We start from the raw sequence: 15410 nt of genomic DNA, 5'->3' as shown, positions 1-15410 counted from the left end.
CCGCGCCCTTAGCCGATGGCGGGCATTTCGGCAAGCGGTGTGCGCCGGGTCGGGGAATCGACGATCGGGCGAAAAGCGTGCCGTGCGCCATGGCGTGCCGGCCGATATCGTACTAGGGGCTGGTCGATAGGGCATTTCGGAGACGTCGCAAGGGTCCTGCCCGGCGGCTGTGCCGCGCTCTCCCGTGGGCTTTCGCGCCCCGCCCCATGAAGAAAGCCCATGTCGTAAAGATGGAAGCATCCGGCCCCACCCTTGAAGACCTCGGTTGGAATTCCTTCTTCGCCGATCAGCTTTCGGCCGAGGAGCAGGGGGGCGGGGTATGCCCCGTGCGTGTGATGGCGGTTCATCGCGGCATGGTGGACATTGCCGGAAGCGGCCTCAGCGGCATGATCAATTCCGCCCTGCCGCTGTCCGAGGGGCCGGAGGACCGGGCGGCCGTGGGCGACTGGCTGATGGTGGACCGGGAGCGGCTGGAGCCGGTGCGCATCCTCGATCGGATCAATCTGTTCAAGCGCAAGGCGCCCGCCGACCAGCGCCGGCTGCAGCTGATCGCGGCCAACGTCGATACGTTGTTCATCGTGACCTCCTGCAACCAGGATTTCAACGTCGCGCGCCTCGAACGCTATCTGGTGATGGCGCGGGAGGTCGGGGTGAGGCCCGTGGTGGTGCTCACCAAGGTCGATCTGGCCGAGGCACCCGAGCGGTTCCTTGAGGCGGCACGCGCGTTGCAGCCGGATCTGGAAGTCGAAATGGTCAATGGCCGCGATCCGGCCAGCGTCGGGCGGCTGGCCCGGTACTGCGGCAAGGGCCGGACTGTAGCCCTGCTGGGCTCGTCGGGCGTGGGCAAGTCGACGATGATCAACGGTCTGCGGGGCTCCGACGACATCGAGACCCAGCCGATCCGTGAAATCGACGGCAAGGGTCGGCACACGACGACGGGGCGGCAACTGTACCCGCTGGACGGTCCCGCCAAAGGTGGTTGGCTGGTCGATACGCCCGGCATGCGCGAGTTTCACCTGCCCGACGCCGCGACCGGCATCGCCGAAGTGTTCGACGACATAACCGCGCTGACGCAGGCGTGCCGTTTCGGCAACTGTACCCACACCACAGAGAAAAGCTGCGCGGTGCTGGCCGCACTGCGGGACGGCACCCTCGAGCCCAGGCGGCTGGAACGCTGGCGCAAGCTGCGCGATGAAGACGCCGACAGTACCCAGGGCGGCGGGCGACGACCGGCCTCGGCCGGCGGCAGAAGAAGGAAAAGACACGATGGCTGACCTGTATCTCAAGGCACTGGAATCCGAACGCCGCAGCCTTTGGGCGGAATGCCGCCTGAAGGGTCTTGCCAAAGGAACCCCCGAACGGCTTCGGATCGCCGAACTCGACAAGTTGCTCGCCGAGCACAAGGCGAAGAAGGCCGGCTGAGGAATGTGGCGACGGCGCAACAGTGGCGCCAAATGTCCGCACCTGTTCACAGGTCTTCATTGTGAGGCGCCCCGGAACCGCATAACCTGAACCTCTTACGCTTTGCGGCGAGCTTTCCGCGCATCACGATGCGGGCCGTCGCGCAGGAAGGGACAGGGGACCAGATGAAAGGTGTTTTGGCGGGCATCGGCGCGCGGGGTACGCGCATCTTCACCGAACGCAGGGGCATGACCGAACGCAGTGCCGCGCTGCTGGCGAGTGCGGCATTCGGGCTTGCCTGGTCGCCTGCGGTCATGGCGCAGGACGCGGCGCCTCAGGCTGCCGACGAACAATACACCGACACCATCATCGTCACCGCCACCAAGCGCGAGCAGACGCTGCAGGACGTGCCCGTCGCCGTCTCGGTGACCAGCGGAGCGACGCTGGAACGCGCGCAGATGCGCGACCTCAAGGACCTGCAGACTTTGGTGCCGTCGCTGCGCGTCAACCAGCTGCAGTCGAGCGCCAATACCAACTTCTATATCCGCGGTTTCGGCAACGGCGCCAACAACGCCGGTATCGAGCCTTCGGTCGGCCTGTTCATCGACGGCGTCTACCGTTCGCGCTCGGCCTCGATGATCGCGGACTTCCCCGATGTGGAGCGCATCGAGGTGCTGCGCGGGCCGCAGTCCACGCTGTTCGGCAAGAATGCCTCGGCGGGCGTGATATCGATTGTTACCAAGAAGCCGCAGTTCCAGTTCGGCGGCAATGTCGAGGCGAGCTACGGCAACTACGACGCCGTAGTCGTCAAGGGCACGGTAACCGGGCCGCTGAGCGAGAACGTCGCATTCAGCCTCGCGGGCGGGCTCAACAAGCGCGACGGTATCGTCAGGGATCTGGCTACCGGCGAGCGCACCAATGAGCGCGACCGCTGGTTCGGGCGCGGGCAGCTGCTGTTCGACAACCATGACGGCCTCGAACTGCGGCTGATCGGCGATTACGGCAAGATCGACGAGAACTGCTGCGCGGTCGTCAACCTGCGGCAGGCGACGCCGACGGCGGCGATCTTCGCGCTGGGCGGGGCGGTCAACCAGCCGGGCGAGAAGTACGACAACATCGTCTACAACAACTTCGAATCCTCCAACAAGATCGAGAACTGGGGCGTTTCGGGCCAGCTGGACTATGATCTGGGCGGCACCAAGCTGACCTCGATCACCTCGTACCGCCGCACCAATGCGCTGACCAACCAGGATTCGGACTTCTCCAGCGCCGACCTGCTGGGCCGCAACTGGCAGGACCTGCGGATCAAGACCTTCACGCAGGAACTGCGCGCCAACTTCGAGGTGGGCGAGAAGATCACCGGCCTCATCGGCGGCTACTATTTCAACGAGAAGATCGACCAGAACAACGAGGTCTTCTGGGGCGACGATGCCCGGCCTTACGCCAACCTCCTCGTCCAGAGCCTCTCGGGCGGGGCGCTCAGCGTGCCCGCGCTGGAGACGGCCTTCGGCGCCTACGAAGGCAATCCGGCCAAGTACGCCGGGCAGTTCTTCGCTTCCGGCACCGGCCTGACCGAGGCCTACAAGCTGAAGAACGAGGCGTGGTCCATCTTCGGCCAGCTCGATTTCGAGGTGGCGCCGGGGCTGACGGTGACCGGCGGTCTCAACTACACGCACGACAAGAAGCGCTTCGCCACCAACACGACGTCGGATGACGTGTTCTCGTCGATCAATTTCGACGATCCGCGCTATTCGGCGTTCCGCCAGCAACTGCTGCTTGGCGGGGCGCTGCGTTCGGTGGGCGTGGACCCGACCAACCCGGCGGCGATCTTCGCCTTCGCGACGAACCCGCAGACCGCGCCGATCTATCAGCAGCTGGTCGGCTTCGCGAACGGCAATGCCAACAATCCGGCCGCAAACCCGCTCAATCCGCTGCGCGCGCTGCAGTATTTCCCGCAGTTCATGAACGTGCCCAACGCGGTCGAGCCGGGCAGGGTGAGCGACGGCGACTTCAGCTACACCGCGCGCGTAGCCTGGGACGTGACTCCCACGGTCAATTTCTACGCGGCCTGGGCGACCGGCTACAAGGCGGCGTCGATCAACCTGTCGCGTGATAGCCGCCCGACGCCGGCCGACCTCGTCGAACTGCGTGCGCAGGGCCTGGCGGTGACCAATCTCACCTCCGGCAGCCGCTTCGCCAATGCCGAGAATTCGACGGTCTACGAGGCCGGGATCAAGGGCAACTGGGGGATCGTCTCGGCCAACGTCGCGGTGTTCAAGCAGGAGATCAAGAACTTCCAGTCGAACATCTTCACCGGCTCGGGCTTCTTCCTGGCGAACGCGGGCAAGCAGTCGGCGTTCGGTATCGAGTTCGAAGGCTCGGCCAAGCCCATCGACCAGCTGACGCTGACGATGGCCTGGACGTACCTCGATCCGAAGTACGACACGTTCCAGCTTTCGGCCTTCGGCGACCTTTCGGGGACAACCCCGGCGGGCGTCCCGCCCCTGTCGGCGACGTTCTCGGCCGAGTTCGTGCAGCCCGTGGGAACGCGCGGGGACCGGATCATCCTGCGCGGCGACTATCACTACGAATCGCAGTTCCGTCTGGTCGAGGGCCTGCCGGGCCTCGTCGTGCGCGACAGCGCGGGCAACGTCACCGACGTATCCGCAGCGCTCGCCGCTGCGCGAGAGTTCAAGCAGGACATCAACGACATGAACGCCTCGCTTACATACGCGATGGCGAACGGGCTGGAACTGACGGTCTGGGGCCGCAACCTGCTGAACGACCGCACCATCCTGCAGATATTCGACAGCCCGGCACAGCCCGGCTCGATCTCGGGCTATCCGAACCAGCCGCGCACTTACGGCGTGGCGGCGCGCTACCGATTCTAATTCGGAGCGCGTAACGCGCGTACCCGCCGTGTCGTCTCTGGGAGGAGGTACGGCAAGAGAAGCGGGGCGCGGACCTGAAAAGGGGCGCGGGAGGCTCGGCCTCCTGCGCCCCTCTTTCTTTGCGGTTTCGGAAGGCGGAACAGAAAGTCTTTGTAATTTCCCGATTTAAATGTGAACTTGCGTCGCATTGTCAGGCTGGGCAGGCCGTAAAACAAGGGGGAATGCATGATTCCGTATGGTGGCTTCTGGTGGCGCGTGCTCGCCTACATCCTCGACGCGATCATCCTGCAGATCGCGACTTCGATCATCGGCGGCATCTTCGGCGTCGGCCTCGCGCTGCCGCTGACGGGGCTGGGCGCGGGTGAGAACGCGGCGTTCGGGATGATGATGTTCGGCATGATCGGCGCGTCGCTGGTGATCAACTGGCTCTACTTCGCGATCATGGAAAGCTCGAAGCTGCAGGCGACCGTCGGCAAGCTGGCCGTCGGCGTGGTCGTTACCGACCTGCGGGGCGAACGGCTGACTTTCGCGCGTGCGACCGGGCGCTACTTCGCCAAGATCCTGTCGAGCCTGATCCTGTGCATCGGCTACATCATGGTCGCCTTCACCGAGCGCAAGCAGGGCCTGCACGACATCGTCGCCAGCACGCTCGTCTACAAGACGCGCGATCCCAGCGTGCTGTTCGACAACCGCGAGGTCTTCGCCTGATTTCCAATCCCGTCATCCCCGCGAAGGCGGGGACCCATCTGATGATCGCGCAACAGGAAGCGTCAGCAGATGGGTTCCCGCCTTCGCGGGGATGACCAATGAGTGGTGAGGGTAGAGATCGGCTTCTAAAGTTCGCGCAGCGCCCTTGCCGGTTTCGCCCGCAGCAGCGGCAGCGTTCCGGCAAGCGCGAAGCCGAGCACCAGCAGCAGCCCGGCGGCCAGCACCGCCAGCACGCGTGGCCAGTCGGGCAGCCAGGCGAATTCGAACAGCTTGACGATCACCGCCCAGGCCATCGCGCTGCCCGCGCCCAGCGCGACGAGGGCGAGCACCACGGCGAGCAGCCCGTACTCGGCCATTTGCGCCGCGAGCAGCTGCCCGCGACTGGCGCCCAGCACGCGCAGGATCACGGTGTCGTAAGTCCGGCTCGCCCGCGCCGCCGCGATCGCGCCGAGCAGCACCGCGAGCCCCGCCAGCACCGCCACCGAAGAGGCCGCGAGGATCGCCGCCGACATCTGGTCGAGCAGCGCGCGGGCATCGCGCAGCAGGCTCCCCGTCTCGATCACCGAGGTCGAGGGGAAGGCGCGCACCAGCCGGGGCAGCAGGCCCGCCGTGGACGCGCCTTTGGGCACCTCGATCGTCGCGGCGAGGTTGTGCGGGGCGTCGGCCAGCGCATTGGGTGAGAATACCAGCACGTAGTTGAAGCCCAGACTGTCCCAGTCGATCCGGCGCAGCGCCGCGATGCGCGCGGTCTTCTCGACGCCCAGCACACCCACGGTCACATAGTCGCCGACCTTGAGGCCGATCGCCTCGGCCAGCCTCTCGTCGACCGAGACCAGCGGCTCGCCGCGGTAGAACTGCGGCCACCACTGGCCGGAGGTCACCGTGCTGCCCTCCGGCACGCCGACCGAATACGTCAGCCCGCGCTCCCCGCGCAGCGCCCAGGCGCCATCGGGCAGATCCTTGCCGAGGCTGGCCACGCGCGTCATCCGGTCCTTCGGCCCATAGGCAAGGATGCGGCCGCGCATGTTCGGCACCAGCTTGAGGGTGGAGCCGGGGATCGTCCGCTCGACCGCGTCGGCGAAGGCGGGCGCCTTGTCCTTCGGCACGTCGAGCACGAAGAAGTCGGGGGCGCGCGCGGGGACGGTGCGGCGGATGTTGGCGTCGAGGCTCGTCTGCACAGCCGCGATCAGCACGAAGGCGGAGAGCCCGAAGCCGAGCGCCGTCACCAGCGCGCCGGTCTGCGCGCCCGGGCGGTGGAGGTTCGCCAGTCCCGCGCGCAGCATCGGCCCGCGCGGTCTCGGCAGGCGGGCGGCAAGCTTGCGGATGCCGAGGCCGACGAGCGCCAGCAGGCCGAGCATCGCAGCCGAGGCTCCCAGGAAGCCCAGCGTCACCAGCGGCTGCGCGGCGTTGAGCAGTGCCAGCGCCACGATCGCGGCAAGGCCGAGCCCGACCGGCAGGGCGAGCGCCTTGCGGTCGGCCGTGAGCGGCGCCACGCGGGCGCGCATCAGCGCCATCGCGGGCCAGCTGCGTGCCCGCACCAGCGGCGGCGCGGAGAATATCAGCGCGACAAGCAGGCCATAAGCCGCCGCCGTCGCGAGCGCCGCGGGGGAGACGGTGAAGCCCGGCTCGACCGGCAGCAGGCTCTGCAGCGCCGAGGCGAGAAGGGGGGTGACCAGCACGCCCGCCGCAAGGCCCGCCATGCTGCCGATCACGGCCGCCGCACCGACCTGCAGCAGATAGATGCGCGCGATATCGCCGCTGGTGGCGCCGAGCACCTTCAGGGTTGCGATCGAACTGCGCCGTGCCTCCAGATAGGACGAGACGCCGCCGCCGATGCCGATCCCGGCGATCACCAGCGCGGCAAGCCCGACCAGCACGAGAAACTCGCCCATGCGGGTGACGAAGCGCTCGGTCGAAGGCGAGGCTGCCAGCCGGGTGCGGGTGTCGAAGCCGTCGCCGAAGCGGGACTTGAGGGCGTCGATCACCGCTTCGGGATCGCGCGCGGGGTCGGCGAAGCGCACCCGTACGACGCTGCGGTACATGGCGCCCGGCGCGGTCAGCCCGGCGCTCGCGGGAAGGTCGAGCGGCACCACGGCGGTGTCGCCCAGCGCGAAGCCCTCGCTCATCTGCTCGGGGTCGGTCGCGATGATGCCGCCCACGATCACTGGCACGCCGCCGATGGCGATGCGCTGGCCCTTCCCGGCACCGAGGCGGGCAGCAGTGCCCTTGGCGATCCATGCCGTGCCGGGGGCGGGGGCGCCGACGCGGCGGCCGTCGGTCAGTTCGAGGCGGCCGTAGAGCGGCCAGTTCCCGTCCACCGCCTTGAGCGCGACGGGCGCGGTGGCGTCTCCCTTCGTGGCGATGGCCTGCATGCGTTGCCCGCGCGAAACCCGGCCGAGGCGGGTGAGCGCGGTGTCCTCGTCCTTGCCGAAGGCGCGCTGCCAGACCCTCAGTTCGATGTCGCCGCCAAGGATTTCGCGTCCGCGTGTTCCCAGCTCGCGCTCGATCGAGCCGGTCAGCGTGCCGATCGCGGCGATCGCGCCGACGCCGAGGAACAGGCAGATGAGCAGCAGCCGCAGCCCCTTGAACCGGGCCGAGAGGTCACGGCGGGCGAGTGTCCAGGCGGTCCGCCAGGGGAGGGCGTCAGCCAAGGTGTTCGCCTGCCCGTATGTCGCTGGCGATCTGGCCGTCGCCGATGGTCACTACGCGCTCGCAGCGGAGGGCGAGGCTTTCGTCGTGGGTGATGATGAGCAGGGTGGCCCCGGTCTCGGCCCGGCGGGCGAAAAGCAGGTCGATTATTGCCGCGCCGGTGGCGGCGTCGAGGTTGCCGGTCGGCTCGTCGGCGAAGACCAGCGCCGGGCGGGGAGCGAGGGCGCGGGCGATGGCGACGCGCTGTTGCTCGCCGCCGGAAAGCTGCGCGGGATAGTGCGACAGGCGATGGCCCAGCCCGACCGCCGTGAGTTCCGCTTCGGCCCGCGCGCGCGCATCGGGCATTCCCGCGAGTTCCAGCGGCGTGGCGACGTTTTCCAGCGCGGTCATTGTCGGCAGCAGGTGGAAAGCCTGAAGCACCACACCGATCCTGCCGCGCCGCGTCCGGGCAAGGGCGTCCTCGTCCATCCCCACGAAGTCCTGTCCGGCGACCTCCAGCGTGCCCGAACTGGCGCGCTCCAGCCCGCAGAGCACCGCCATCAGCGACGACTTGCCCGATCCCGAAGGACCGAGCAGCGCCAGCGTCTGGCCCCGGGGTACGGAAAGGTCGATCCCCTTGAGGATTTCGACTGCACTGTCCCCGGAACCCAACGTCAGGCGCAGGTCGCGGGCCAGAATAGTGTCGTCGGAAGCGGGGGAAGGAGTGGCGGAAAGGGCGGAGCGGGCTTGGGCAGGGCTTGTCACCATCCCCATATGGGATAGCACCAGTGCATCCGACAAGTCGGTCCCTTCAGGAGAATGCCTTGCGCCTCGTTTCCCTCGCTCTCCTTGCCGCCTCCACCCTGGCGCTTTCCGCCTGCGACAAGGCCCCGGCGCCGCCCGTGCAGGAGAGCCGGTCGGCCATCGATGCGCCGCCGCAGATACCGGTCATGGGACCGGAGCGCAGGATACTCGCCTTCGGGGATTCGCTGCTGGCGGGCTACGGACTCGAGGATGGCGAAAGCTACCCCGACCGGCTCGAACAGGCCCTGCGCGCGCGCGGTGTCAACGCGCGCATCGCCAATGCCGGGGTTTCGGGCGACACCACGGCGGCGGGGCTCCAGCGGCTCGACTTCACGCTGAAAAGCCAGCCGGCGAAGCCCGAACTGGTGATCATCAGCCTCGGCGGCAACGACATGCTGCGCTCGCTGCCCCCGGCCGAGACGCGCGCGAATCTGGAGAAGATCCTCCAGCGGTTGCGGCAGGAGAAGATCGGCGTGGTGCTGCTCGGCATGCTAGCGGCGCCGAACCTGGGCAGGGACTATGCCTCGGGGTTCAACCCGATCTATCCGCAGCTGGCGGAGAAGTACGGCGCGGTGCTGGTGCCGTTCTTCCTCCAGCCGGTGATCGACAAGCCCGATCTGATGCAGGGCGATCACGTGCATCCTACGGCCATCGGCATAGACGCGATCGTGGCGGCGACGGTGGACGATGTGGCGGATGCTTTGCCGAAGAGGTGAGGTCCCCTCTTCACTCCGTCATTGCGAGCGAGTGGTCAGACCCGCCGCACCGTCCCCGCGCTGACCTCCCATACCGCCGCTTCCGCCGCGATTCCCTCGAACGGCGCGAGTTCCGTTCCCGTCAGCCAGACTTGCGCGGAGCCCGCCCGCAGCCGGTCGAACAGCGCCTCGCGCCGCAGCGGGTCGAGATGCGCGGCGACCTCGTCCAGCAGCAGCAGGCGCGGGCGGTTCTCGCCATCTGCCTCCAGCAGCTGCGAATGCGCGAGAGTGATGGCGATGAGCATCGCCTTCTGCTCGCCGGTCGAGCATTCCGCTGCCGCTTGCCCTTTGCCCGCCATCGTCACCCCCAGTTCGTCGCGGTGGGGGCCGGTGAGGGTGCGCTGGGCCGCCCGTTCGCGCGGCCGCCCGTCGCGCAGGGCGATGGCAAGCGCACCGGCCTCGACCGGGCCGCCGGGCTGGTAGGCCAGCGAAGGGCGGGCGAAAGGCGTGTCGGGCAGCCGCGCCAGCGCCGCCTCCAGCCGGGTGACGAGGCGCGCGCGCGCCGTCGCCACCAGCGCCCCGGCCTCGGCGATCTGCACCTCGATGGCGTCGAGCCAGTGCGGATCGGGGGAACGTTCGTCGGAAAGCAGCCGGTTGCGCTCGCGCAGTGCCGTCTCCAGCCGCGCCGCATGGCCGGCATGGGCGGGCTCGATCGCCAGCACCAGCCGGTCGAGGAACCGCCGCCGCGCGCCCGCGCTCTCGACGAAAAGGCGGTCCATCGCCGGGGTCAGCCAGCCGATCGAGAGCCACTCGGCCAGGCTCAGGGCGGATGCCTGCGCGCCGTTCACCTGCACAAGCCGCCGCCCGGGACGCTCCGCCGCGACGCCGGTGCCGAGGCGGACGGGCTCGCTCCCTTCCCCTTGGCCGGGCATGCGCAGTGCAGCGTTCACCGCGAACCCGCCGTCGCCGTCCTGCGCGGGCACGTCCACGAGCTGCGCCCGACGGAGGCCGCGTCCGGGCGCGAGCAGGCTGATCGCCTCGAGCACGTTGGTCTTCCCCGCGCCGTTCTCGCCGACCAGCAGGTTGAACTGCGCCGTGCCTTTCACCGCGGTCTCGTGGTGGTTGCGGAAACGGGACAGGAGGATGCGGTCGAGCATGGTCGGCGCGGCCTAGAGCATTTTCAAGTCAGGTGGAAACACCTGACGACTCGGAAAATGCGGCAGCCCTGTAAAAAGCGCGGCTCAGCGCCCTGCTCACAACGTTCAGACCGATTTTGCCTTGGCGAAAGGCGAGAAATCGAGATTGTCGTCGAACACCTCGACGCCCTCGCGCTTCTTTAGCCAGCCGACGACGACGTAGGTTACCGGCGTCAGCACCGCTTCCCACAGCACCTTCATGCCCCAGTTGGTGACCATGACGGTCAGCACCTGCTCGTGCGTCCAGGTGCCGAGGAAGGCGATGGGATAGAACAGGGCGCTGTCGGCGGCCTGTCCCACCACCGTCGAGCCGATGGTGCGCATCCACAAGTGCTTGCCGCCAGTCATCAGCTTCATCTTGGCGAGGACGAAGGAATTGACGAACTCACCCGCCCAGAACGCGGTCAGCGAGGCTAGGACGATGCGCCAGGTCGAGCCGAATACTGCTTCGTAGGCGGCCTGTCCGGTCCAGCCGGAATCCGGCGGCATGGCGACGACGACGAAGCTCATGAAAGCCATGAAGATCATCGCGAAGAAGCCCGCCCAGACGCAGCGGCGGGCATTGGCATAGCCGTACACTTCGGTCAGCACGTCGCCGATGACGTAGCTGACCGGGAAGAACAGGATGCCCGCGCCGAACGTCACGCCGCCGATATTCGCCAGCTTGGACGCACCGATCAGGTTCGACAGCAGCAGGATCGCGACGAAGGCCGCCATCACGTAGTCGAAATAGCGGAAGTGCCGACGGGCGCCGGTAAGGCCGTCGATGCGTGACAAGGGGCGGGACAGAGGCGATGGAGCGTCGGTAGCGGCGGTCATTGCCTGTGCGTAACGTGGCTTTGCTGCAGCGCAAAGCACAAGTTTGCGCGCCCGGCGGTTTGCGCCGCGCGGTAACCACGCTATGGGAAATCCGGCGCGCGCCCGTAGCTCAGCTGGATAGAGCACGAGCCTTCTAAGCTTGGGGTCACAGGTTCGAACCCTGTCGGGCGCGCCATTGTCTTCGGAAATGGTCGCCCTGCTTCCCGGATTGAGTGCGAACCGTGTTCGAACGGGCGCGCGATGAAGTTTAAGCGATCATAAACCGATCGTTTGTATTCTCCCGCTCATGACCCGCACCGTTCTTCCCCGGCGATCGCAGCGACGCTCCGTCGCGCTGGCCGTTCAGTGCCGCACGCAGAGCGGTCTGCGGGATGACGGCGAGATTTCCGACATCTCGGTGGAGGGCTGCTGCCTGCGCATGCGCGGCATCTATTTCCGCGTCGGCGCGCGCCTGATCGTGCGGCCCAAGGGAATGGAAGGCATGTCGGGCGTGGTGCGCTGGGTCAGCAGCGACCTTGCCGGGGTCGAGTTCGACCGACCGCTCTACGGCCCGGTGCTCGAGCACATCGCGGCAACGCACGGATCGCACGCGAGCGCCTGAGCGATAACGTCGCCCCGGCGAATTCTCGTTCATCTGATCGGAAAGTTCTGGTCAAGCCGATCCGGCGCCCCACACACTCCCGCGAACAGACCGGCACGCCATCGCCGGCAAGTTGAAGCATGGGGAGAGAGCGCTTGGCAGCACCTGTCGGACCGGAGGGCGACGCCCCCAACCATCCGCTTGCGGTACGCATGGGCGTGATCGCGGGCGTATCGCACAACGTCGTCGTCGGCACCGTCATGGGCTCCTTCGGGCTGATGCTGGCCTCGGTCGAGCAACGCCTCGGCGTCAGCGCAGAAGAGGCAGCGGCGGGCATTCCGCTGGTGCTGGTCGGCTCGTCGGTGCTCGCGCCTTTCGTGGGCGTGCTGATCGCCAAGGTGTCGCTGCGCCTGCTGCTGCTGATCGGCGCATTACTGACGGTGGCAGGCTATCTCACGCTGGCCTGGACGCAAAGCTACGCCCTCTACCTGCTGGCTTACGGGCTTTGCTTCGGTCCCGCGATGAGCCTCGCCGGATCGATCGGCCCGGCGACGCTGGTGGGACGCTGGTTCAACCGCAATCGCGGGCTGGCGCTGGGAATCGTCCACTTGCCGGTGGTGATCGCGGTGGTGCCGTGGACGCTGGAGCGGGCGCTTTCCGCCGTCTCACCGAGCATGATCTACCTGTCCATCGGCCTGATCGCGGCGGCGCTGCTGCTGCCGCTGGGGCTGCTGGCGATCGATCATCCTCCGGGGCACGCCGAGACGCTGGCGCCCGAACCCGATGCGAAGCGCACCGCCGACGGATCGTTCAGCGTCGCGCAACTGCTTGCGCGGCCGCGTTTTTGGGCGATCTCGCTGGCAGCGGTGGCGAGCATGACGAGTTCCGTGCTGCTGGGCTCGCTACTGGTGCCGATGGGCTTGTCCTGGGGTTTCACCCGGCCCGAAGCGGCGCTGCTGCAGTCGATAATGTCGCTGGTCGGGATCGCCGGCTCGATACTGTTCGGCTGGATCGCCGACCGCATCGGCGGGGCGAGGGCGCTGGCGCTTATCGGCTTCGACTGCGCGGTGCTATGGGCTCTCCTGTTGCAGCACCCGCCGTTCTGGATGGCGGCCCTTGTGATCGGCCTCATCGGCATGCACGGTGCAGGCGCGATCCCCACGCTGGGCAAGGGGCTGACCGATTCGTTCGGACAGGCCAGTTACAGCCGGGGCTTCGGGCTCAACACGCTGATCGGGCTGCCGTTCATCGCGGTCGCGGTCGTCGGATCGGCGCGGGTCCATTCGGTGACCGGCAGCTATGACGGGGCGATCGTGGCGATGGCCGTGTTCTTCGTGTCCGCCATCGCGCTCGGTCTTTACGCCGCGGGCGGGGCGAAAGTGCCGCAACAACTCGCGGCAGCATAAGTGCCCCGTCGTCCCGGACGTGATCCGGGACTGCTGGCCGTGAGCAGCCCACCTTGCGCCAAGGCGCCTCGACGAGAGTCTCCGTCTAAAGACTGCCACCGGTCCCGGATCACGTCCGGGACGACGCGCGTTTACCCGCGTCGCGCCGTCGCCTTGAGCTGGCCGAGCACCGGATAGCCCAGCCCGTCGGGGATCACGAGCCACTCTCCGTCCTCGCGCATTTCTACCTCGGGGTGGATGCGGACGACGGGGTGGGCGGCGATGTCGGCCAGCGCTTCGGCATGATCGGCGTATTGCGCAAGGCGGTCGAGATTGCGGCGGGTCGGAAAGATCACCGAAATCTCGCCCCGATCGGCCATCGCAAGGGCATCGGCGGCGCTCGCCCAGAACAGGCGCGAGTTCTCGGTGGCGTCGACCGTCACGTCCACCGCGCCGGTGCCGATGTCGGCGACGAAGAAGCGCGTGTCGAAAGCCCGGTCCCACAAGGGGCACCAGTGCGCGAAGAAGGTCAGCGCCTGCGGGTCCAGTTCCCAGCCGAGGCGCTCCAGCACGGTGTCGAGCCGGCCGACCTCCAGCAGCATCGCCCGCGCTTCTGCGGCTTCGCGGGCGGTGACGGGGGCGCGGGTGGCGATCATGAGGCCCGCTTCCTCCAGCGTCTCGCGGATCGCGGCGATGCGGGCGGAGGCGATCTCCTCCGATTCGCCGGGCAGCAGGCGGCGGGCGAGTTCGCGGTCTGCGGGATCGACGCGGCCGCCGGGAAACACCGCCGCCCCGCCTGCGAAGCGCATGCCGTCCGAGCGCTGGAGCATCAGCAGTTCGGGCGGTCCGCCGTCGGCGGCGTGGCGGAACACCACCACGGTGGAGGCAGGGACGACGGCGGGGCCGTCTGTCGGCATCGGCTGGTCGGAGGGAGCGGTCTGGATCATTGCCGCCGATCTTGCCGCTGGGGAAGGGGCACGCAAGCGGAAAAGCGCCAGGCGACTCAGGTGGCAGTGTCGGCAGAATTTACAGAGCATGACGCACGCGCTGACACGTGAACCGAAGAAATGGCTGATTTTCGGGAAAAATCAGAACTGGCACAGGCCATGCTTATGAAGTATCGTACCCCGAGAGAAGCAGTCTCGATAGAGGCGGGGCCGGACAGTCTCCCGGCCCCGCCTCCCCGGGGTTCCCCATACATCGAAGCATTCGTCATCCCGGACCTGACGGTGGCCAGCGCCTTGCGTACGTATCGTTGTCATTCCCGCGAAGGCGGGAACCCATCTCCGGTGGGCTGATGCTGCTCTGGCATCAGTTGGGTCCCCGCCTTCGCGGGGATGACTGCATCAGTTTCGATCCCATGGGGCAGGATTTCAAAGATTGCGCCCACGGTTCGGATAACGCGAATCGAAAAGGCCCGGGAATCGCTTCCCGAGCCTTCGTAATCCGGTGCTGTCGGCAGATCAGCCCTGCGCAGCGATCCCGCTGTCGGTCATGAGCTGGTGCAGTTCGCCGGCCTCGTACATCTCCATCATGATGTCGCTGCCGCCGAGGAACTCGCCCTTAACGTAGAGCTGGGGGATCGTCGGCCAGTCCGAATAGGACTTGATGCCCTGACGGATTTCCATGTCCTGCAGCACGTCGACGGTCTCGTAAGCGACGCCGAGGTGTTCGAGGATGGCGATCGCGCGGCTGGAGAAGCCGCACTGCGGGAACAGCGGGGTGCCCTTCATGAAGAGGACCACGTCGTTGCTCTTTACGATATCGCCGATACGGGCATTGACGTCGGACATTTCAGTAAAACCCTTGAGTAGTATGCTTGCGTCAGTTGGGGACGGCGGTGGTGAGTTGCAAGGCGTGAAGGACGCCGCCCATGCGGCCGCCCAGCGCTTCGTAGACCATCTTGTGCTGCGCGACGCGGGGGCGGCCCGTGAAGGCGGCCGAGACGACGTGCGCGGCGTAGTGGTCGTTGTCCCCGGCGAGGTCGGTGATCGTGACTTCCGCGTCCGGCAGCGCGGCGCGGATCATGGTCTCGATTTCGGTAGCGGTCATGCCCATCGGATAGTCCTCAGCCCAGGAAAGCGCGGCGCGCTTCGACCTGCTTGGCGGCGAGTGCGGCGCGCACTTCCGCTTCGGTGGTATCGACGCCGGCGGCGGTCAGGTCGCCCAGCAGCTTGCGAATGACGTCCTCGTCGCCGGCTTCCTCGAAGTCGGCCTGGACGACGGCCTTGGCATAGGCATCGGTTTCGGCCTGCGACAAGTCCATGCGTTCGGCCGCCCATTCACCGACGAGGCGGTTGCGG

The 15410-nt window shown here is 67.4% G+C and carries 15 protein-coding genes and 1 tRNA gene; 8 read left to right on the top strand and 8 right to left on the bottom strand.

Annotation, left to right across the window (positions count from 1 at the left end; genetic code table 11):
* Window positions 1-206 precede the first annotated feature (206 nt).
* The 4 genes from rsgA to LH128_RS23240 all read left to right on the top strand — a co-directional run bounded on the left by rsgA (window position 207) and on the right by LH128_RS23240 (window position 5000).
* Window positions 207-1274: a ribosome small subunit-dependent GTPase A gene (gene rsgA, locus LH128_RS23250; protein ID WP_236727470.1), complete on the top strand. Its 1068-nt coding sequence runs from the start codon at window positions 207-209 to the stop codon at window positions 1272-1274.
* Window positions 1267-1422: a hypothetical protein gene (locus tag LH128_RS33730; protein WP_172705113.1), complete on the top strand. Its 156-nt coding sequence runs from the start codon at window positions 1267-1269 to the stop codon at window positions 1420-1422. Before rsgA ends, LH128_RS33730 begins: the two co-directional genes overlap by 8 nt.
* Before the next feature lie 164 nt (window positions 1423-1586).
* Window positions 1587-4292, top strand: coding sequence for a TonB-dependent receptor (locus LH128_RS23245; RefSeq protein WP_008832134.1), 2706 nt, complete (start codon window positions 1587-1589; stop codon window positions 4290-4292).
* A gap of 225 nt (window positions 4293-4517) precedes the next feature.
* Window positions 4518-5000 (top strand): RDD family protein, encoded by a 483-nt coding sequence (locus LH128_RS23240; protein ID WP_008832133.1) that lies wholly within the window; start codon window positions 4518-4520, stop codon window positions 4998-5000.
* A 125-nt stretch (window positions 5001-5125) separates the two neighbouring features.
* Here LH128_RS23240 and LH128_RS23235 read toward each other — a convergent pair whose 3' ends face one another.
* Together LH128_RS23235 and LH128_RS23230 are read right to left on the bottom strand one after the other, a co-directional pair.
* Complete coding sequence (locus LH128_RS23235) at window positions 5126-7651, bottom strand: ABC transporter permease (protein WP_008832132.1); 2526 nt, start codon at window positions 7649-7651, stop codon at window positions 5126-5128.
* Complete coding sequence (locus tag LH128_RS23230) at window positions 7644-8402, bottom strand: ABC transporter ATP-binding protein (RefSeq protein ID WP_008832131.1); 759 nt, start codon at window positions 8400-8402, stop codon at window positions 7644-7646. The genes LH128_RS23235 and LH128_RS23230 overlap by 8 nt, the downstream gene beginning before the upstream one ends.
* A 50-nt stretch (window positions 8403-8452) precedes the next feature.
* Here LH128_RS23230 and LH128_RS23225 point away from each other — a divergent pair, with 50 nt between their 5' ends.
* Window positions 8453-9148, top strand: coding sequence for an arylesterase (locus tag LH128_RS23225; protein ID WP_008832130.1), 696 nt, complete (start codon window positions 8453-8455; stop codon window positions 9146-9148).
* A 35-nt stretch (window positions 9149-9183) separates the two neighbouring features.
* Here LH128_RS23225 and recF read toward each other — a convergent pair whose 3' ends face one another.
* Both recF and LH128_RS23215 read right to left on the bottom strand, forming a co-directional pair.
* Window positions 9184-10284, bottom strand: a complete 1101-nt coding sequence (gene recF / locus LH128_RS23220; RefSeq protein WP_008832129.1) for a DNA replication/repair protein RecF — start codon at window positions 10282-10284, stop codon at window positions 9184-9186.
* A 105-nt stretch (window positions 10285-10389) separates the two neighbouring features.
* Complete coding sequence (locus LH128_RS23215; protein WP_008832128.1) at window positions 10390-11142, bottom strand: queuosine precursor transporter; 753 nt, start codon at window positions 11140-11142, stop codon at window positions 10390-10392.
* A 98-nt stretch (window positions 11143-11240) separates the two neighbouring features.
* On the opposite strand from LH128_RS23215, the gene LH128_RS23210 reads away from it, so the two are divergent.
* From LH128_RS23210 to LH128_RS23200, 3 genes are all read left to right on the top strand, one after another.
* A tRNA-Arg gene (locus tag LH128_RS23210) sits at window positions 11241-11317 on the top strand.
* A 111-nt stretch (window positions 11318-11428) separates the two neighbouring features.
* Complete coding sequence (locus LH128_RS23205) at window positions 11429-11743, top strand: PilZ domain-containing protein (protein ID WP_008832127.1); 315 nt, start codon at window positions 11429-11431, stop codon at window positions 11741-11743.
* Window positions 11744-11877: 134 nt separating this feature from the next.
* Window positions 11878-13128, top strand: coding sequence for an MFS transporter (locus tag LH128_RS23200; RefSeq protein ID WP_008832126.1), 1251 nt, complete (start codon window positions 11878-11880; stop codon window positions 13126-13128).
* Between the two features lie 131 nt (window positions 13129-13259).
* Here the strand turns inward: LH128_RS23200 and LH128_RS23195 are convergent, their stop codons facing one another.
* The 4 genes from LH128_RS23195 to LH128_RS23180 all read right to left on the bottom strand — a co-directional run.
* Window positions 13260-14054, bottom strand: a complete 795-nt coding sequence (locus LH128_RS23195; protein WP_008832125.1) for an NUDIX domain-containing protein — start codon at window positions 14052-14054, stop codon at window positions 13260-13262.
* Between the two features lie 516 nt (window positions 14055-14570).
* Complete coding sequence (grxD, locus tag LH128_RS23190; RefSeq protein ID WP_008832124.1) at window positions 14571-14900, bottom strand: Grx4 family monothiol glutaredoxin; 330 nt, start codon at window positions 14898-14900, stop codon at window positions 14571-14573.
* A gap of 31 nt (window positions 14901-14931) precedes the next feature.
* On the bottom strand, window positions 14932-15165 hold the full coding sequence (locus LH128_RS23185; RefSeq protein WP_008832123.1) for a BolA/IbaG family iron-sulfur metabolism protein: 234 nt from the start codon (window positions 15163-15165) through the stop codon (window positions 14932-14934).
* A gap of 10 nt (window positions 15166-15175) precedes the next feature.
* A partial coding sequence (locus LH128_RS23180; protein WP_008832122.1) for a DUF1476 domain-containing protein occupies window positions 15176-15410 on the bottom strand: 235 nt, incomplete at its 5' end.

Origin of the sequence: Sphingomonas sp. LH128, assembly GCF_000293195.2 — a bacterium.
Lineage (GTDB): Bacteria > Pseudomonadota > Alphaproteobacteria > Sphingomonadales > Sphingomonadaceae > Novosphingobium > Novosphingobium resinovorum_A.
This window is presented reverse-complemented; position numbering and strand designations above follow the sequence as displayed.